This is a genomic window from Actinomadura sp. RB99 (assembly GCF_014706005.1).
Lineage (GTDB): Bacteria > Actinomycetota > Actinomycetes > Streptosporangiales > Streptosporangiaceae > Spirillospora.
Genome location: NZ_JABMCA010000048.1, coordinates 59,044 through 76,202 on the forward strand (window position 1 = coordinate 59,044; position 17,159 = coordinate 76,202).

Annotated in this window: 15 protein-coding genes and 1 pseudogene; 5 read left to right on the forward strand and 11 right to left on the reverse strand. The window is 74.8% G+C overall.

Annotation, left to right across the window (positions count from 1 at the left end):
* The first annotated feature begins 4 nt into the window (after positions 1-4).
* On the forward strand, positions 5-1,411 hold the full coding sequence (locus tag amrb99_RS33240) for an amidase (protein ID WP_190863655.1): 1,407 nt from the start codon (positions 5-7) through the stop codon (positions 1,409-1,411).
* Here amrb99_RS33240 and amrb99_RS33245 read toward each other — a convergent pair.
* On the reverse strand, positions 1,398-2,411 hold the full coding sequence (locus amrb99_RS33245; RefSeq protein ID WP_190863657.1) for an alcohol dehydrogenase catalytic domain-containing protein: 1,014 nt from the start codon (positions 2,409-2,411) through the stop codon (positions 1,398-1,400). The genes amrb99_RS33240 and amrb99_RS33245 overlap by 14 nt on opposite strands.
* A gap of 161 nt (positions 2,412-2,572) precedes the next feature.
* On the opposite strand from amrb99_RS33245, the gene amrb99_RS33250 reads away from it, so the two are divergent.
* The gene (locus amrb99_RS33250; protein ID WP_190863659.1) at positions 2,573-3,268 is read left to right on the forward strand and encodes a TetR family transcriptional regulator; all 696 of its coding nucleotides are present in this window, start codon (positions 2,573-2,575) and stop codon (positions 3,266-3,268) included.
* Positions 3,269-3,302: 34 nt separating this feature from the next.
* On the opposite strand, the gene amrb99_RS33255 is transcribed toward amrb99_RS33250, so the two are convergent.
* On the reverse strand, positions 3,303-3,950 hold the full coding sequence (locus tag amrb99_RS33255) for a TetR/AcrR family transcriptional regulator (RefSeq protein WP_190863661.1): 648 nt from the start codon (positions 3,948-3,950) through the stop codon (positions 3,303-3,305).
* Positions 3,951-4,021: 71 nt separating this feature from the next.
* Between amrb99_RS33255 and amrb99_RS33260 the strand changes: the two genes are divergently transcribed.
* Together amrb99_RS33260 and amrb99_RS33265 are read left to right on the forward strand one after the other, a co-directional pair.
* The gene (locus tag amrb99_RS33260) at positions 4,022-4,468 is read left to right on the forward strand and encodes a VOC family protein (protein ID WP_190863663.1); all 447 of its coding nucleotides are present in this window, start codon (positions 4,022-4,024) and stop codon (positions 4,466-4,468) included.
* Entirely contained in the window at positions 4,465-5,484 is a 1,020-nt protein-coding gene (locus amrb99_RS33265; protein ID WP_190863665.1) for an aldo/keto reductase, read from the forward strand. Before amrb99_RS33260 ends, amrb99_RS33265 begins: the two co-directional genes overlap by 4 nt.
* A gap of 13 nt (positions 5,485-5,497) precedes the next feature.
* On the opposite strand, the gene amrb99_RS33270 is transcribed toward amrb99_RS33265, so the two are convergent.
* The 4 genes from amrb99_RS33270 to amrb99_RS33285 all read right to left on the reverse strand — a co-directional run bounded on the left by amrb99_RS33270 (position 5,498) and on the right by amrb99_RS33285 (position 10,827).
* On the reverse strand, positions 5,498-6,151 hold the full coding sequence (locus amrb99_RS33270; protein WP_241756164.1) for a DUF1707 domain-containing protein: 654 nt from the start codon (positions 6,149-6,151) through the stop codon (positions 5,498-5,500).
* Between the two features lie 17 nt (positions 6,152-6,168).
* Entirely contained in the window at positions 6,169-8,445 is a 2,277-nt protein-coding gene (locus tag amrb99_RS33275; RefSeq protein ID WP_190863667.1) for an FdhF/YdeP family oxidoreductase, read from the reverse strand.
* 138 nt (positions 8,446-8,583) lie between these two features.
* A complete protein-coding gene (locus tag amrb99_RS33280; RefSeq protein ID WP_347256959.1) occupies positions 8,584-9,672 on the reverse strand; it encodes a trypsin-like peptidase domain-containing protein in 1,089 nt (362 codons plus the stop codon).
* 174 nt (positions 9,673-9,846) lie between these two features.
* Positions 9,847-10,827, reverse strand: coding sequence for a phosphotriesterase (locus amrb99_RS33285; RefSeq protein WP_190863669.1), 981 nt, complete (start codon positions 10,825-10,827; stop codon positions 9,847-9,849).
* 101 nt (positions 10,828-10,928) lie between these two features.
* Here amrb99_RS33285 and amrb99_RS33290 point away from each other — a divergent pair, with 101 nt between their 5' ends.
* The gene (locus amrb99_RS33290) at positions 10,929-11,555 is read left to right on the forward strand and encodes a TetR/AcrR family transcriptional regulator (protein ID WP_190863671.1); all 627 of its coding nucleotides are present in this window, start codon (positions 10,929-10,931) and stop codon (positions 11,553-11,555) included.
* A gap of 26 nt (positions 11,556-11,581) precedes the next feature.
* On the opposite strand, the gene amrb99_RS33295 is transcribed toward amrb99_RS33290, so the two are convergent.
* From amrb99_RS33295 to amrb99_RS33315, 5 genes and pseudogenes are all read right to left on the reverse strand, one after another.
* A complete protein-coding gene (locus amrb99_RS33295) occupies positions 11,582-12,484 on the reverse strand; it encodes an LLM class flavin-dependent oxidoreductase (RefSeq protein WP_190863673.1) in 903 nt (300 codons plus the stop codon).
* Between the two features lie 19 nt (positions 12,485-12,503).
* A complete protein-coding gene (locus amrb99_RS33300; protein WP_241756165.1) occupies positions 12,504-13,742 on the reverse strand; it encodes a multidrug effflux MFS transporter in 1,239 nt (412 codons plus the stop codon).
* Positions 13,735-14,343 (reverse strand): malonic semialdehyde reductase, encoded by a 609-nt coding sequence (locus tag amrb99_RS33305; protein WP_190863675.1) that lies wholly within the window; start codon positions 14,341-14,343, stop codon positions 13,735-13,737. The genes amrb99_RS33300 and amrb99_RS33305 overlap by 8 nt, the downstream gene beginning before the upstream one ends.
* A 142-nt stretch (positions 14,344-14,485) precedes the next feature.
* Positions 14,486-16,210: a hypothetical protein gene (locus tag amrb99_RS33310; RefSeq protein ID WP_190863678.1), complete on the reverse strand. Its 1,725-nt coding sequence runs from the start codon at positions 16,208-16,210 to the stop codon at positions 14,486-14,488.
* A gap of 4 nt (positions 16,211-16,214) precedes the next feature.
* Positions 16,215-17,159 (reverse strand): annotated as a pseudogene (locus amrb99_RS33315) (hypothetical protein); the annotation flags it as partial.

Below are 17,159 nucleotides of genomic sequence, written 5' to 3' on the forward strand. Positions count from 1 at the left end.
CGCCATGACGGACGCGGCAGACCTGACCGCCGTCGAGTTGCTGGAGGCGTACCGGGCCAAGGAGCTCTCGCCCGTCGAGGCCGCCGAGGCCGTCCTCGCGCGGATCGACCGGGACGACCCCGGGCTCAACGCGTTCTGCCTGCTCGACCCCGGCACCACGCTGGAGGCGGCGCGGGCCTCGGCCGAGCGGTGGCGGCGCGGCGAGACCCTCGGGACGCTCGACGGCGTGCCCGTCTCGATCAAGGACGTGCTGCTCACCCGCGGCTGGCCGACGCTGCGCGGGTCCACGACGATCGACCCCGCCGGTCCGTGGACGGAGGACGCCCCGTCCGTCGCGCGGCTGCGCGAGCAGGGCGCGGTGTTCGTCGGCAAGACGACCACGCCGGAGTTCGCGTGGAAGGGCGTCACCGACAACCCGCTCACCGGGGTCACCCGCAACCCGTGGGACCCCGCCCGCACTCCCGGCGGGTCCAGCGGCGGCGCGGCGGCGGCCGTCGCGGCGGGCATGGCGCCGCTCGCGCTCGGCACCGACGGCGGCGGCTCGGTGCGCATCCCCGCCGCGTTCACCGGGACCTTCACCATCAAGCCGACGTACGGCCGCATCCCGCACTACCCGGCGAGCCCGTTCGGGACGCTCGCGCACACCGGGCCGATGACCAACACCGTCGCGGACGCGGAGCTGCTGCTGGACGCCGTGTGCGGCGCCGACGCGCGGGACTGGTCGTCCCTGCCGCCGCCCGCCGCCCCGTTCGCCGGCGCGTCCGGCGAACGGGGCGGGGACGACCTCGCCGGGCTGCGCGTCGCGTTCAGCCCGGACCTCGGCTTCGCCCGGGTCGACCCGGAGGTTGCGGCCTCGGTGGCCGCCGCGGCGGAGGTGTTCACCGAGCTGGGCGCCAAGGTGGAGCAGGCCGACCCGGGCTTCGCCGACCCGGTCGCCGACTTCGAGGTGCTCTGGTTCGCCGGCGCGGCGAAGGTCGTCGAGCACCTCGGGCCCGAGCAGCGCGCGCGGCTCGACCCCGGCCTGCGCGAGATCTGCGAGCAGGGCGCCCGCTACTCGGCCGTCGAGTACCTGACCGCGACCGCGCGCCGCATGGAGCTCGGCCGGATCATGGGGCTGTTCCACGACCGCTACGACCTGCTGCTCACCCCGACCATGCCGATCGCCGCGTTCGAGGCCGGCCGGGAGGTCCCGCCGGGCTCGCCGTCGCCCCGCTGGACGTCCTGGACGCCGTTCACCTACCCGTTCAACATGACCCAGCAGCCGGCCGCGAGCCTGCCGTGCGGGTTCACCTCGGACGGGCTGCCGATCGGCCTCCAGGTCGTCGGCGCCCGGCACGCCGACGCCCTGGTCATGGCCGCCTGCCGCGCCTACGAGCGGGCGCGGCCGTGGAGGCGGTTCAGCCGAACGTGATGACGGACCGGCCGTGGTGGCGGCCCTCGATCATCGTAGCGAGGACGGAGGGCGCCTCGTCCAGGGTGACCGGGGTGACGTCCGGGAGGATCCCGTGCGCGGCCGCGAACGCGAGGGTGTCGCGCAGGTCGTGCGGGGACCCCGACGGGGTGCCCATCACCCGCACCCGGTTCATCACGAGCAGCCCGGGCGCCACCGCCAGGTCGTCGGCGCCGACGCCGAGGAACAGCAGGGTGCCGTCCGGGGCGACGCCGCCGAGCGCCGCCTGCGCGGGCCCGGTGCTCGGCGTGGTGTTCACGATGACGTCGGCGCCGCCCCAGTCCCGCAGCGCTTCGGCCGGGTCCTGCTCGTCGGTGGCGACGAAGAGCTCGGCGCCCCGGCGGCGCGTCTCGTCCTCGGCGCGGCGCGACCGGGACACCGCGGCGACGCGGGCGCCCATCGCGGCCGCGAACCGGATCGCCATCTCCCCGACGCCGCCGGTGCCGAGCACCGCGACGCGCGAGCCGGCCGTCGCGCCCGCGTGCCGCAGCCCGTTGAACGCGGTGATCCCGGCGCACATCAGCGGCGCCGCCGCGACCGGGTCCAGGCCGTCGGGCAGCGGGGTGACGAACCCGGCGCGGGCGATGTAGTACTCGGCGTACCCGCCGTCGTCGGTGATCCCGGTGACCCGGCGGGGCGCGCCGGTGCACAGGATCTGGTCGCCGCGCACGCACTGGTCGCAGCGCCCGCACGAGCCGTAGATCCACTGGCCGCCCACCGGCGTGCCGGGCGCGGGCCACTCCACGCCCGGCCCGAGCGCCTCGACGACCCCGCTGATCTCGTGGCCCGGCACGGTCGGGAACCGCGCGAACGGGTAGCTCCCGTGCACCAGCCCGACCTCGGAGTAGCACATCCCGCAGGCGGTGACCCGGACCAGGATCTCGCCGGGCCCCGGCTCCGGCACCTCCCGCTCGACGATCTCCAGCGGCTTGCCCTTTTCGGTGAGAACGGCGCTGCGCATCTCGCGTTCCTCTCGTAGACGGGGACGGCCGGATCGCGACCGCCTGAACCAACGATATACCCAGTTCTATAGTGACGCTACATCGGGACGGGCCCGACTCCTGATATGCCCACGTCACGGTGGGCTAACGACGCTCGCCGGAGTTCTGTAACATCGATGTTGTGAGCGCGCAGAAGGACACCGACGGGCGGGACCGCATCCTGCGGGCGGCCGCCCGGCTGATCGCCGAATCCGGCGGCGAGCCCGTCTCCACCCGCGCCGTCTGCGCGGCCGCGGGCGTCGGCGCGCCCACCCTCTACCACCACTTCGGCGACAAGCAGGGCCTCTTCGACGCCGTCGCCGCGCACGGCTTCGAGGAGTACCTGGCGAGCAAGCGCGCCATGGCCGCGTCCGGCGACCCGCTCGAGGACCTGCGGCACGGCTGGGACGTGCACGTCGAGTTCGGCCTGACGAACCCGGCCGTCTACGCGCTGATGTACGGGACGCCGCGCACCACGCCCGCCGTCGACGAGGCGTACGCCATCCTGCTCGGCCTCGTCGGCGCCGTCGCCCGCGCGGGCCGCCTCCGTGTCCCGGTGGACGCCGCCGCGCAGATGATCCAGGCGGCCGGCGTCGGCGTCGTGCTCTTCCTCATCGCGAACGGGGACGACGGCGGCGGCCTGTCCGCCCGCACCCGCGAGGCCGTCCTCGCCGCGGTGACCGTCCCGGACGACCCGTCGGACGAGCCCGCCCCCCGCGGCACCCGCGCCGCCTCCGCGGTCGCCCTCCGCGCCGCCCTGGCCGCCGACCCGTCGGCCGCCCTCACGCCCGCCGAGACGGCCCTCCTCTCCGAATGGCTGGACCGCCTCACCGGCTGACCCCCGCCCCCCTGTGCGCCTCATAGGGCCGGGGTCATGCGGGTTTCGGTGCGTCGGTGCCGTAGAGGGTCGAGATCCAGGCGTTGGTGAGGACGTCGATGAGGACCTCCTCGTCGTCGAACGGCGGGACTCCGGTCGCGGCCAGGTAGTAGAGGCGCTCTCCGAGCCAGGTCAGCGAGGCGGCCACGGCGCGCGTGTCCATGGAGCCGAGCCGTTCGCTCGCGTGCGGGTCGGACTCGATGCGCGCGGTGGCGGCCTCGGTGAACAGGTCCATCTGTTCGAGCCACAGTTTCCGCAGGTCCTCGTCCGATCCCCAGCTCTCCACGATGGCCGCGAGCACGCCGGCGTTGTCGCGCCACAGCCGTGCCCCCTCGGCCACGCCCGACCGGAGCGCCGAGACCGGGTCCTGCCGCTGGTCGATCCACGGGCGCGCCGCCTGCTGCCCCTGCGCGACGGCCTCGCGCACGAGCTCGCCGAGCACGGCCTGCTTGCTCGGGAAGTAGAAGTAGAAGCTGGCCCGCGAGACCCCGGCGGCGGCCAGGATGTCGGCCACGCTCAGAGCGTCGAAGCGGTGCTCGCGCAGCAGCTCGCGCGTGGCGGACAGGATCCGCTCCCGCAGCTCGGCGGAGGCCTGGGACGTTCCGGATCGGCGGGTGGGGTTCACGGGCCGCTTCGAAGGCATGCGCACCATCATAACCGTGCCTGAACATTATGTCTGGACATGGTGTCCAGACACGCTGTATGGTCCCGATCATGACGCAGATAGCGATTCATTTGGTCGTCGGCGACCCGGACCAGGCCGCCTCCTGGTACGCCGAGGCGTTCGGGGCGCGCGAGACGAGCCGCCTCACGCTCCCCGGCGGCCGAACCCTGACCGTGGAACTCCTGCTCGGCGACACCGTCCTGGCCGTGGCGGGGGAAATGCCCGAGCGGGGCATGCGCACCCCGGCCGCGCTGGGCGGCACGCCTGCCGCCCTCCATGTCGAGGTCTCCGACGTGGACGCGGCCTCCGCCCGCGCGGTGCGGGCCGGCGCCACGGTCTTCGAACCGGTGCACGACGCGTTCTGGGGTGACCGCACCGGCCAGTTCCTGGACCCGTTCGGGCACCGCTGGGCCCTGGACCAGCACGTGCGGGACGTATCGCAGGAGGAGATCGCCGAGCGGGCCGCCGAACTGTTCGGCGGATCGGCGACGGCATGAGGTACCGCACTCTGGGGACGAGCGGCCTCCGCGTCTCCGACCTGGTCCTGGGCGCGATGACGTTCGGGGAGCAGGGCGGGGTCGGCGCGCCGATGCCGGAATGCCGGCGGATGCTGGACCTGTACGCCGAGGCCGGCGGCAACATGATCGACACCGCCGTCAACTACCGGGACGGGGCGAGCGAGGAGTTCCTGGGCGAGCTGCTGGGCCGCCGCCGCGAGTCGTTCGTCCTCGGGACGAAGTACACGGTCTCCCGCGACCGCGCCGACCCCAACGCCGCCGGGAACCACCGCAAGAACCTGCGCGCGTCCCTGGAGACCAGCCTCCGCCGCCTGCGCACCGACTACCTGGACGTCTACTGGGTGCACATGTGGGACCGGCACACGCCGATCGAGGAGACGATGCGGGCGCTGGACGACGCGGTGCGGGCGGGCAAGGTGCTGTACGTCGGCATCTCCGACGCCCCGGCCTGGATCGTGGCCCGCGCCAACACGCTGGCGCAGTGGCACGGCTGGAGCCCGTTCATCGGCCTGCAGGTCCCCTACAGCCTGCTCCAGCGCGACATCGAACGCGAGCTGCTGCCGATGGCCGAGTCGCTCGGCCTCGGCGTCACCGCGTGGAGCCCGCTGGCCGGCGGGGTGCTGACCGGCAAGTACGGGCGCCCGGACTCCGCCGCCGGCGGCCGGCTGGCCTCGGCCTCCCTCTCGGACCGGGACCACGCCGTCGCGCGGGCCGTCCAGGACGCCGCCCGAGAGATCGGCGCCACGCCCTCGCAGGTGGCGATCGCGTGGACGGCGCACCGCTCCCGTGCGGTCCACCCCATCGTCGGAGCCCGCACCGCGGACCAGCTCCGCGACAACCTCGCCGCCGCCGACCTCGTCCTCCCGCCCGAGACCGTCACCCGCCTGGAGGAGGCCACCGGCTTCACCCTCGGATTCCCCGGCGACTTCATCGCCCAGACGTCCTCGTGGGTCTTCGGCTCCGCCCTGGTCGACCGGACCAGCGCGGCGCCGTAGCCCCGCGGGCGGCTCAGGTGCCGGGGTCGGGGTTCTTCAGTTCCTTGCGGAGCTTCTTCCGCTGGCGCCGGGCCTTGCGCTTGACGTCCACGCCGCCCCAGAACGCGAAGCCCCTCACGACGACCGTGGGGGAGCCGGGCGCGCCCACGGCGCTCGCGCCGTGGTCGAACCCGCCCATGACGCCGATGCCCTTGACGTGCACCGTGATGTCGTCGGGCACGATGACCTGGACGCCGCCCATGAGGGCGAACGCGCGGATCGTCACCTCGGGCCCGGTGAAGCGGGCCTCGCGCAGGTCGATCTTGCCGCCGCCCCAGAACGCGAACGCGGTGAACGCGCGGGGGACGTTCCACACGCCGGTCCGGGTGAAGCCGCTCATGACGCCGATCCCGGACGACCAGGACGGGGCGCCGTCGACCGGGCGCCAGTCGGCGCCGCCGAGGGGAGCGGGCGCGGCGTCGGCCCCCGTCGCCGGCAGGTCGCGGGTGAGCGGCTCCAGGTCGGCGTAGGTCTTCGCCGCGTACACCGCGTCCAGGCGCTCGTCGAGCTCGTCGAGCGTGAGCCGCCCCTCGCCGGCCGCGTCGCGCAGCACCTGCGCGACCCGGTCCCGGTCGGCGTCACCGGCCCGCATCTCCGGCGTACCGGCGGGCTCCGGCAGGTTCGTCATGCCCCGAGCCTAGACGGTCAGGCCGGGACCAGACGGACGATCACGGACTTGGAGGTGGGGGTGTTGCTGACCTCGGCGGTGCTGTCGAGGGGGACGAGGACGTTCGTCTCCGGGAAGTAGGCGGCGGCGCAGCCGCGGGCGGTCGGGTAGGCCACGACGCGGAAGGCGGGGGCGCGGCGCTCGACGCCGTCGGACCACTCCGACACCAGGTCGACCACGGCGCCGTCGGCGATGCCGAGGCCGGCCAGGTCCTCCGGGTTGACGAACACGACGCGGCGCCCCGCCTTGACGCCGCGGTAGCGGTCGTCCAGGCCGTAGATGGTGGTGTTGTACTGGTCGTGGCTGCGGACGGTCTGGAGCAGCAGCCGGCCCTCCGGGACGCGCAGCACCTCCAGCTCGTTGACGGTGAGGTTGGCCTTGCCGGTGGCGGTCGGGAAGCGGCGCTCGTCGCGCGGCGCGTGGGGGAGGGTGAAGCCGCCGGGCTCGCGGACGCGGGCGTTGTAGTCGGCGAAGCCGGGGACGACGCGGGACACGTGGTCGCGGATCACGTCGTAGTCGCGCTCCATCGCGTCCCAGGCGATGCCGGACCCGCCGAGCGTCGCGCGGGCGAGGCGGCAGACGATCGCGACCTCGGAGAGCAGGTGCTCGGAGGCGGGCGCGAGGCGGCCTCGGGAGGCGTGCACCATGCCCATCGAGTCCTCGACCGAGACGAACTGCGGCCCGGACGCCTGCTCGTCGCGCTCGGTGCGGCCGAGCGTCGGCAGGATGAGGGCGAGCTCGCCGGTCACCGCGTGCGAGCGGTTGAGCTTCGTCGACACCTGCGCGGTGAGCCGGCAGGAGCGCAGCGCCTTCTCGGTGACGTCGGAGTCGGGCGTGGCGCGGACGAAGTTGCCGCCCATGCCGAAGAACACCTTCGCCTTGCCGTCGCGCATGGCGCGGATCGCGTCGACGGTGTCGAGGCCGTGCTCGCGCGGCGGCTCGAACGCGAACTCCGCGGCGAGCGCGTCGAGGAACTCGGGCTTGGGCTTCTCGTAGATGCCCATCGTCCGGTCGCCCTGGACGTTGGAGTGGCCGCGGACGGGGCAGACGCCCGCGCCGGGCCGGCCGATGTTGCCGCGCAGCAGCAGGAAGTTGACGACCTCGCGGATCGTCGGCACCGAGTTGCGGTGCTGGGTGAGGCCCATCGCCCAGCACACCACGATCCGCTCCGCCGCGAGGACGTCCCCGAGCGTCGCGGCGATCTCGCCGCGGGTCAGCCCGGTCGCCTCCAGGACGTCGTCCCAGTCGAGGCCGCGGACGTGCTTCTCGAACGCCTCGAACCCGTGGGTGTGGGCGTCGAGGAACTCCCGGTCGAGGGCGCCGGGCGCGTCGGACTCCAGGAGCATCCGGTTCAGCGCCTGGAAGAGCGCGAGGTCGCCGTTCAGCCGGATCTGCAGGAACCGGTCGGCGAGCGCGGTGCCGCGCCCGGTGACGCCGGACGGCCGCTGCGGGTTCTTGAACCGCATCAGCCCGGCCTCCGGCAGCGGGTTCACCGCGACGATCCGCGCGCCGCCCTTCTTGGCCCGTTCCAGCGCGGACAGCATGCGGGGGTGGTTGGTGCCGGGGTTCTGCCCGACGACGAAGATCAGGTCGGCCCGGTAGAGGTCCTCCAGCAGCACCGAGCCCTTGCCGACGCCGATCGTCTCGCCGAGCGCCGACCCGGACGACTCGTGGCACATGTTGCTGCAGTCGGGCAGGTTGTTGGTGCCGAACGCGCGGGCGAACAGCTGGTAGGCGAACGCCGCCTCGTTGCTGGTGCGCCCCGAGGTGTAGAAGACGGCCTCGTCGGGGGAGTCCAGCGCGTTCAGCTCCGTCGCCAGCAGCCCGATCGCCTCGTCCCACGACACCGGCTCGTAGTGCGCGGACCCGGCGCGCTTCAGCATCGGCTCGGTCAGCCGGCCCTGCTGCCCGAGCCAGTGGTCGGAGCGCCCGGCCAGCTCGTCCACGGTGTGCGCGGCGAAGAACTCGCGGGTGACGCGGCGCGCCGTGGCCTCCTCCGCGACGGCCTTGGCGCCGTTCTCGCAGAACTCGGCGACGTGCCGGTGGTCGCCCTCCGGCCAGGCGCAGCCGGGGCAGTCGAACCCCTGCTTCTGGTTGACGCGCAGCAGCGTCAGCGCCGTCCGGCGGACGCCCATCTGGTCGTAGGACTGGCGCAGCGCCGCCGTGACGCCGGGAACGCCGGCCGCCCACGTCTTCGGCTCCGACACCCGCATTCCGGTGTCGTCGAAGTCATCGGCGGGCGCCTTGCGGGTCATCGTTCACATCCTCGCGGTCGGGTGCCTCCACTGTCGCACGCCACGGGCCTTTCGCGTGCCCGCGAGTTGCGTCCAGCGGAAGCCCGAGCGCCGTCGCGACGACGCCCGTGGCGACGCCCGGCTACCGCGGCCGCCCGGCTACTGCGGCGGGCCGTCGGCCAGGCGGAGCGTGGCGGCCGACCGGGTGCCCTGCGTGGTGAACCATTCCAGCCGGACGGTCTCGCCGGGATGGTGCGCGAGCATCAGCCCGGTGAGCGTCGTCGGCGAGTCGACCGTGGCGCCGCCGAGCGAGATGATCGTGGCGCCGACCGGGACGCCGGCCTCGTCGGCCGGGGTGCCGGGTACCACCTCGGCGACCTGGGCGCCCTGCGTGTCGCCGGAGCGGACCTTCACCCCGAGCATGGCGGTCGGGCCGATGTGCACGGTCGACGACGCCTGGCCGCGGGCGATCTGCCGGGCGATCGCGAGGGCCCGGTCGGACGGGATGGCGTAGCCGCGGTGGGTGCCCTTCTGCTTGGACTTGCCCACGGTGAACGACGCGGACGCCGCGGTGTTGATGCCGATGACCCGGCCGCGGGTGTTGAGCAGCGGGCCGCCGGAGTCGCCCGGCCTGATCGGCGCGCTCGTCTCGATCATGCCGGTGAGCCGCTCGGAGGTGCCGTCGCTGTCGTCGCGGGCGGTGACCGTCTGGTCCAGCGAGGTGACCTTGCCGGTGACGACCGTCGGGGTGCCGCCCTTGCCGCCGGCGTTGCCGACGGCGGTGACCGGGTCCCCGACGCCCACCGCGGACGGGTCGCCGAACACGGCGGCCTTCAGCCGGGAGGCGCCGAACAGGCGGATCACGGCGACGTCGCTCTGCCGGTCGTAGCCGACGATCTGGGCGGTGTAGGAGCGCCGGTTGTCGGTGTCGGTGCCCTTGATCGTGGTGGCGCCCTGGATGACGTGGTTGTTGGTCAGCACCAGCCCGGAGGGGTCCATGACGATCCCGGTGCCGGCGGCGCGGGTGCTGTTCAGGCCCTGCTCGGTGTCGATGTTGACGACGCCGGGGCGCCGCCCGCTCGGCTTCTCGTGCTGGACGACGGGCGTCTTGACCGGCGGCGGGACGTCCTCCGGGCCCGCGCCGCCGCGGTCGAGCGCCTGGCAGCCGGGCGCGACGAGGACCAGCAGCGCCATCAGCAGCATGGGGATCGCGGCGCGGAGCCCGCGATGCTCGAAGACCTCGTTCACCGGCGCCTCCTAGCAGTTTCCACCCATGATTCCCGATCCGGGCGGATTAGTCCTTGAGACGGGTTCCTGGCCATCCCTGTGGATAACCGTTGACCATGAATCCCGTCCCAGCGGGACGCGGGCGCCGGCGATCTCTCGCGGGCGTGGCGCTGCCGGTCGGCGCGTCGCGCGCCCTCAGCGGGTGAAGTAGCGGCGCGGGTTCGCGACGAGCATCTGGTCGACCTGCCCGTCCGGCACGCCCGCCTCGCGCAGCGCGGGCAGCACGTCGTCGCTGATGTGCCGGTAGTTCCAGTTCGGCGCGAACGCCGGCACGGTCGCCGGGTCGGGGCCGAACCAGTCGATGAAGCAGCTCGCGTCGTGGCTGAGCACCATCCGGTCGGCGTAGCCGCGCTCGCACAGCGCCGCGACGGTCCGGACCCGGTCGGCGGTCGGGTTGATCACGTCCAGGCCGAACCGGTCCATGCCGAGGATCGCGCCGGTGTCCGCCAGCTCCATCAGGTAGTCGAGGTCGTTGCTGTCCCCGGCGTGCCCGACGACGACCTTGCTGAGGTCGACGCCCTCCTTGCCGAGGATCTCCACGACCGTCCGGCCCGCGTGGATCGAGCTCTCGGTGTGCACCGTCACCGGGGCGCCCGTCTCCCGGTGCGCGGCCGCGACGGCCCGCAGCACCCGCTCGACGCCGGGGGTGAGGCCCGGGGCGTCCATCGCGCACTTGAGGAACGCGGCCTTGACGCCGGTGTCGGCGATGCCCTGCGTCAGGTCGCGGACGAAGTAGCCGGTCATCGGGTCGGAGCCGGTGTCCAGCAGCGTGCCCGGCCCGCGGTGGTGGAACTGGAACGGCAGGTCGTTGTAGGTGTAGATGCCGGTCGCCGCGATGATGTTGAGCTCGGGGACCTGCTCGGCGATCCGCTGGATGCGCGGGATGTAGCGGCCGAGGCCCCACACGGTCGGGTCCGCGATCGTCGTGATGCCGCGCGCGGGCAGCTCCCGGAGCTTGGCCACCGCGTCGGCGACCTTCTCCTCCTCGTCCCACCAGTCGCCCGCGCCGTAGTTCTCGACATGCTCGGCGCTGAGGCAGAAGACGTGCTCGTGCATGTACGTGCGGCCCAGGGCGGCGACGTCGACGGGTCCGCGGACGGTCTCGACTGCGGGCATCAGGGGTCTCCCTCGATCCAGGCGGGACGGGTGCATACCGACCGGTCGGTTTCTGGCAAGCTATGTCCGTGGACGCGGGCGCGTCAATGGGAGGAGCGCCGATGACCGAGACCCAGCCTACGGGCGCCGCGGCGGACGGCGCGGGGGCGGCGCCGGTCCGGCGCAGCCCCGTGGAGCGGCGCATCCTGGACGCCGCCCTGCGGCTGTTCGCCGAGCGCGGCTTCGACGGGACGTCCGTCCAGGGCATCGTCGAGGCCGCCGAGGTCACCAAGGGCGCCCTCTACCACTACTTCGACTCCAAGGACGCCCTGCTCTACGAGATCTACCACTCGCTCATCGCGCGGCAGCTCGCCGACCTCGACGCCGTCCTCGCCGAGGGGCTGCCGCCGCGCGAGGCCGTCCGCCGGGTGCTCACCGGGCTGATCCTCAGCACCGCCGAGCACATCGACGAGGCGAAGGTGTTCGGCCGCGAGATGCACCGGCTCGACGACGTCCGCATGCACGCCGTCCGCGCCGACCGCCGCCGCTACCACAACACCTTCCGCGGGCTCGTCGAGCAGGGCAAGCGGGACGGCTCGTTCACCACCCCGACGCCCGCCGACACCGTCACGATCGTCGCGCTCGGCATGGTCAACCAGCTCCCGCGCTGGTACCGGGCCGACGGCCCGAAGCCCGCCGCCGAGCTGGCCGCCGAGGTCGCCGACTTCATCCTCGCCGCCCTCGACTGACGAGCGGCCCGCCGCGCCGCGACGGCTCAGCGGCGGGTCTGGAGGGGCAGCGCCGCGTCGCGGACGTCGGTGAGTTCGGCGTCCCAGTCGTCCGGGGCGGACAGCGGGGCGAGGACGAACTTCGACAGGCCCGCCTCCACCAGCCGCTTCAGGTGCCCCTCCAGGCCGTCGAGGTCGGGGACGACCTCGGCGGGGTCGGCCGGGCCGCTGACGCGGCGGACGCGCGCGAACCGGGCCGCCGCCTCCTCCGGCAGCGGGCCGCGCCGGTACGGGACGACGGCGCCGAAGTGCTCCTCCTCGATCTCGCGTCCGGCGGCAGCGGCGGCGTCCTGCACCGCGATCCGGCCGCGCTCGGCCTCCGCGGGCGTGGTGAACGCGGCGAGCCAGCCGTCCGACAGCCGCCCGGTGCGGCGCAGCTCCGCGTCCGACGTCCCGCCCATCCACACGTCGAAGCCGCCCTTGACGGGCCTCGGCTCGATCCGCAGCCCGTCGTAGCGGAAGCGCGGCCCGGCGTGGACGACGGCGTCGCCGGCCCAGAAGCGGCGCAGCAGCGGCAGCGCTTCCTCGAAGATCGCGGCGCGCTCCTCGCGGCGGACGCCGAACGCCTGCTGCTCGGCGGGCAGCCGCTGGCCGAGCCCGAACGCGGGCAGCAGCCGGCCGCGCGACAGCACGTCCAGCGACGCCAGCTCCTTGGCGAGCAGGGCGGGGGAGCGGCCGGGCACCGTCATGACCGCGGTGCCGAGCTTGATCCTGGACGTCAGCGCCGCCGCGTGCGTGAGCACGACGACGGGATCGAGCGTCGGTCCGGACGCCCGCTCGGACACCCAGAGCGAGTCGAAGCCCTCGCGTTCGAGGCCGAGGACGAGGGCGGTGAGGGAGTCGGGTCCGAGCGCGCCGGACGCGGGGGCCATGCCGATGCGAACGATCACGTCCCGACCGTACGCACGGTCAGTTCGCTGACGCAACCCTCGACGGCGCGGCCGCGGCGACGGCGGCGGCGAGCAGCGACAGCACCGCGATCGTCACGGCCATGGGCACCGCCGTGCGCGGCCCGGCGATCCCGGCGAGCGGCCCGGCGGCCCCGCCGAGCGCGAACTGCGACAGCCCGAGCAGCGCCGACGCGCTCCCGGTGACCCGCGGCGGCCGGCCGGCCAGCGCGAGCGCCGTCGCGTTCGGCATGATCAGCCCCTGCCCGGACGCGACGAGGAACAGCGCCGGCAGCACCGCGGGCAGCCCGCCGCCGGCCAGCACCGCGCCGAGGAGCAGCAGCCCGCCCGCCGCGACGGTCGCCAGCCCCGCCGCCAGCAGCCGGCGCAGCGCGACGCGCCCGGCGAGCCGCCCGCTGAGCTGGCCCGCGACGACGATGCCCAGCGAGTTCACGCCGAACGCGACGCTGAACGCCTGCGGCGACAGGTGGTAGATGTCCTGCAGCACGAACGGCGAGCCGGAGATGTAGGTGAACAGCGCGGCGAACGCCAGCGCGAGAGCGAGCGCGGGGCCGACGAACGACCGGTCGCGCGCGAGCGCCCCGAACGTCCGGACGGTCGCGCGCAGGCCACCGGTCTCCCGCCGATCCGGCGGCAGCGTCTCGCCGAGCCCGGCGAGCGTCGCCAGCAGCAGCGCGACGCCGATCCCGGTCAGCACCCCGAACACGCCCGGCCACGGCATGACCCGCAGCAGCTGACCGCCGATGACCGGCGCCAGGATCGGCGCGAGGCCGTTGACCAGCATCAGCGAGGAGAAGAACCGCGCCGCCGCCACCCCGTCGTACAGGTCCCGGACGACGGCGCGCGCGATCACGATCCCCGCCGCCCCGGCCGCGCCCTGCACGACCCGCAGCGCGATCAGCGTCTCCACGGTCGGCGCCGCGACGCACAGCAGCGACGCGACGGCGTACGCGGCCAGCCCGGCGAGCAGCGGCCTGCGCCGCCCGAGCGCGTCGCTCAGCGGCCCCGCGACGGCCTGGCCGGCGGCCAGCCCGACCACGCAGGCGGTCAGGGTGAGCTGCGCCTGGAACGCCCCGGTCGACAGGTCGGACGCGACCCTGGGCAGCGCCGGCAGGTACATGTCGATCGACAGCGGCGCCATCGCGCTCAGCGCGCCCAGCACCAGGACCAGCACGACCCGCCGGTCCGCGCGGGCGGCCGCGCCCGCGGGCGCGGCCGTCCCGGCGGGGGGTTCAGACAACCTTCACCGCCTGCTCGAACTCGAGGCGCGGGTTGCGGGGGAACCAGGCGTCCGGGCCGGGCCGGCCGGCGTTGACGACGGCGATGGCGCGCTGGTTGCCCTCCAGGAACTCCTTCTCGACGGCCTCGGCGTCGAAGCCCGCCATCGGGCCGGCGGCCAGGCCGGCGGCGCGGATGCCGAGGATGAGGTAGCCGAGCTGGATGGAGGCGTTGAAGCGGGCCATGGCGGGGCGGCCCGGGCTGTCGTGCAGGGCCTCGCGGGCGCCCTCCTTGTGCGGGAAGGTGACCGGGAGGTGCTCGTGGAAGTCCTCGTCGGCGGCGACGATGAGGGTGAGCGGCGCCGACGCGGTCTTGGCGCGGTTGCCCTCGGCCATCAGCGGCAGCAGCCGCTCGCGCGCCTGCGGGGTGCGGACGGCGACGAGGCGCAGCGGCTGGGCGTTCATCGCGGTCGGCGCCCACTTGACCAGGTCGTAGATCGCGCGGAGCTGCTCGTCGGTCACGGGCTCGGAGCTGAAGGTGTTGGCGGTGCGGGCCTCGCGGAACAGCAGGTCCTGCGCGGACGCGTCGATGGCGAGCAGCCCTTCGGGCGCGATCGTCGTCATGTCTCCACCTCTCGGTCGGCTGGGGGAGCCGGCGGGGTCGGCCGGTTCCGAGAGGCTCTAACCGGATGACGGTCCGTTATCTGCCGCGTCAGGGAGTGGGATCCGTCACACCCGGGACGCGCCGCGGGCCCCGGCGGCGCGTTCAGTACGGGAACCGTTCGGCGGCGGCGACCACGGCGCCGGTGACGGCCGCGACGGTGAGCACCGACAGCCCGCACAGCACCGCCCAGCGCCCGGCCTGGTAGCCGGCGGGGACGCGGGCCGAGCCGCGCCCGCGGACCGGCCAGGGGGCGCGCAGCGGCGCGGTGCCGGGGACCTCCTGCGCGTCGCCGGCGGTGAGGGGGTGGTCGCCGCCGGACGGGGCGGCGGGGGCGAGCCCGGACGCCCAGCCGAGCAGGTCCGCGACGTCGGCGGGCTCGGTGGCGAGGCCGGAGGCGAGGTAGCGGACCTGCCCGGCGACCTGATCGAGGGTGCGGACGGTGTTGCCGAGCCCGACGCCGCCGAGCCAGGCGCGGACGTCGCCGTCGTGGCCGAGGCAGCGGCCGATCTCGGTGCGGACGAGCAGGTCGGCCTTGGTGACGATGACCGCGACGCGCTTCTGCCGGCCCTGGTCGGACCGGGAGCGCAGGTCGTTCAGGACCCGCTGGAGGGTGTCGGCGGGGTCCTCCTCCGAGGAGGCGGCGGCCTGGTCGACGAGGTCCCGCTCGTCCTCGGTGAGCGCGCGGCGGACCTGCGGGAGCGCGAACGGGTCGACGACGAACAGCAGCGCCTCGCCGTGGTCGAGGTAGCGCAGCGACTCGACCTCGGTGGCGCCGGTGTAGTGCTCGCCCGCCGGGTCGAACAGGTACAGGATGCGGCGGGCGCGGCCGGGCAGGTCCACGTCGACCATGGTGGCGAGCGGCAGCTCCGGGCCGGTCTTGGCGGGGCGCCCGCCGCTCTGGAACTCGCGGATCGCGCCCGCGTACGCCTGCGCGTGCCGCTGCTCCACGAACGCCAGCCGCCCCTGGACGGACCGGGCGCGCGCGTGCAGCGCCCGGATGCCGAGGAACATGAACGTGGTCTTCCCCGCGGCGGGCCCGCCGACGAAGGGCAGCGGCTCGACGCGGACGCGCCCGATGCGCTCGGGGAGGCGGCCGCCGCAGTGCGGGCAGTACGCGGCGAGCCGGAACCGGCCGAGCGGGACGGTCGTGGGGAGCCGCGCGCCGCACCGGCACACGTGCCGGAACGCCCCGGCGGCCCCGGGCGACAGGCGCCGGTGGCGGGCGCCGCATCCCGGGCACTCGTACTCGGGCAGGCCGATGCGCTCGTAGCAGAACGGGTGCGGGCAGGTCTGCAGGATCCGCCCGTACGCCATGAAGACCCGCTCGACGGCCGCGAGGACCAGCACGCACGCCAGCCACGCCCCCAGCCCGACCGCGGCGACGACCCCGTACAGGACGGTCAGCGCCAGCACGAACCCCGCCGCCGGGACGGCCGCCGCCGCGATCCCCGCGCACAGCGACAGCCAGATCGGGAACGCGAAGAACCCCCACGGCCCGCCGAGCAGCGTCCGGGTGAGCCGGACGACGATGCCGGACGCGATCCGGTACACCTGCGGGACGACGGTCCGGCTGATCGTCCACCAGTCCCGCCACACCTGGACGAGCAGGTAGTTGCGGTAGGCGACGTCCGGCTGGGCGACGGGGGACGGCCCGTCGAGCGCGGACGGCGCCAGCGTGCGGCAGGCGTTCAGGTAGTAGAGGCCGAGCGCGGCGGCGCCCGCGACGATCAGCGTCGCGGGGAACAGCACCGGGAACACGTACCAGAACCCGAGCCACATCGCCCCCGCCCACACGGCGACCAGCAGGAACGCGATCAGGATCTGCACGGGCTCACCTCCTCTCGTCCCCGGCGAGGAGGTCCTTCAGCGCGGCGCGCAGCTCCGGCCGGTCGGCCAGGCGCGCGTCGAGCTGCCGGGCGGCGAGCCAGCGGCCCGCGGCGCCGCGCGCCCAGGACTCCAGATCCGGTTCGGTGATCCCGCGCGTGCGCAGCCGCAGCACGATCTCGATCAGGTCGTTGCGGCGTTCGACGTCGGCGCCGCGCAACTGGGCGCGGCCGGCGCGCGCGCGGGCGGGCAGCTCGGCCGTCCAGCGTCCGGCGATCCGGGCCCGCAGGGGTGCGGGCACCTCGGCGAGCAGCGCCGCGCGGAACGCGGGCGGGCGGCGGCACAACCGCCGCGCGGCCGCCTCGAACGCCTCACCGGTGAGCCGGGCGGACGCCCCCTGCGCGCCCGCCAGGGCCGCCATCGCCCGCGCCGCCTCGCCGGGCCGGGACGCGGTGATCGCGTCGGCGTAGGCGCGGACGGCGGCGGCGTCCGCGGCGGCGCGCCCGCCGGGCAGCACCGACGGCACGAGCGCCGCGAGCCGCAGGCTCTGCGCGTCGGCGAGGGCGTCGCATCCGGCGCGCTCGAACGTCCGCGACGGCAGCGCCGCCAGCGTCGGGCTCGCCGCCAGCCCCTCGCCGAACGCGTCGAGCAGGTCCGCGCACTCGGCCGCCGTCGGCGGCACCGCCCACACCTCCGCGAGCGCCGCCTCGACGTCCGCCCCTTCCAGGCGGAGGAGGCCGGCGGTCGCCTCGATGCGGCGCGGACGGTCGCGCCGCCCGACGGAGGCGAGCACCGGGACCGCGACGGCGGGGACGGCGCGGAGGCGCCCGTCCCGTGGCAACGCGATCCGGATGTTGAAGCTCGACCTCGTCTGAGCGTCCCCCGCCGCCGCGCCCGGCGCGGCGGCGGGGGAGGCCCGCGGAACCAGCGCGGCCCCGGAACCGTCCTGCCG

Excerpts from the sequence above, each read along its gene's own strand:
- amrb99_RS33245 (WP_190863657.1), bottom strand. The coding sequence starts at position 2,411 with ATGCGCAGCGCCGTTCTCACCGAAAAGGGCAAGCCGCTGGAGATCGTC.
- amrb99_RS33275 (WP_190863667.1), bottom strand. The coding sequence starts at position 8,445 with ATGACCCGCAAGGCGCCCGCCGATGACTTCGACGACACCGGAATGCGG.
- amrb99_RS33265 (WP_190863665.1), top strand. The coding sequence starts at position 4,465 with ATGAGGTACCGCACTCTGGGGACGAGCGGCCTCCGCGTCTCCGACCTG.
- amrb99_RS33285 (WP_190863669.1), bottom strand. The coding sequence starts at position 10,827 with ATGCCCGCAGTCGAGACCGTCCGCGGACCCGTCGACGTCGCCGCCCTG.
- amrb99_RS33255 (WP_190863661.1), bottom strand. The coding sequence starts at position 3,950 with ATGCCTTCGAAGCGGCCCGTGAACCCCACCCGCCGATCCGGAACGTCC.
- amrb99_RS33240 (WP_190863655.1), top strand. The coding sequence starts at position 5 with ATGACGGACGCGGCAGACCTGACCGCCGTCGAGTTGCTGGAGGCGTAC.
- amrb99_RS33290 (WP_190863671.1), top strand. The coding sequence starts at position 10,929 with ATGACCGAGACCCAGCCTACGGGCGCCGCGGCGGACGGCGCGGGGGCG.
- amrb99_RS33270 (WP_241756164.1), bottom strand. The coding sequence starts at position 6,151 with ATGACGAACCTGCCGGAGCCCGCCGGTACGCCGGAGATGCGGGCCGGT.
- amrb99_RS33305 (WP_190863675.1), bottom strand. The coding sequence starts at position 14,343 with ATGACGACGATCGCGCCCGAAGGGCTGCTCGCCATCGACGCGTCCGCG.
- amrb99_RS33260 (WP_190863663.1), top strand. The coding sequence starts at position 4,022 with ATGACGCAGATAGCGATTCATTTGGTCGTCGGCGACCCGGACCAGGCC.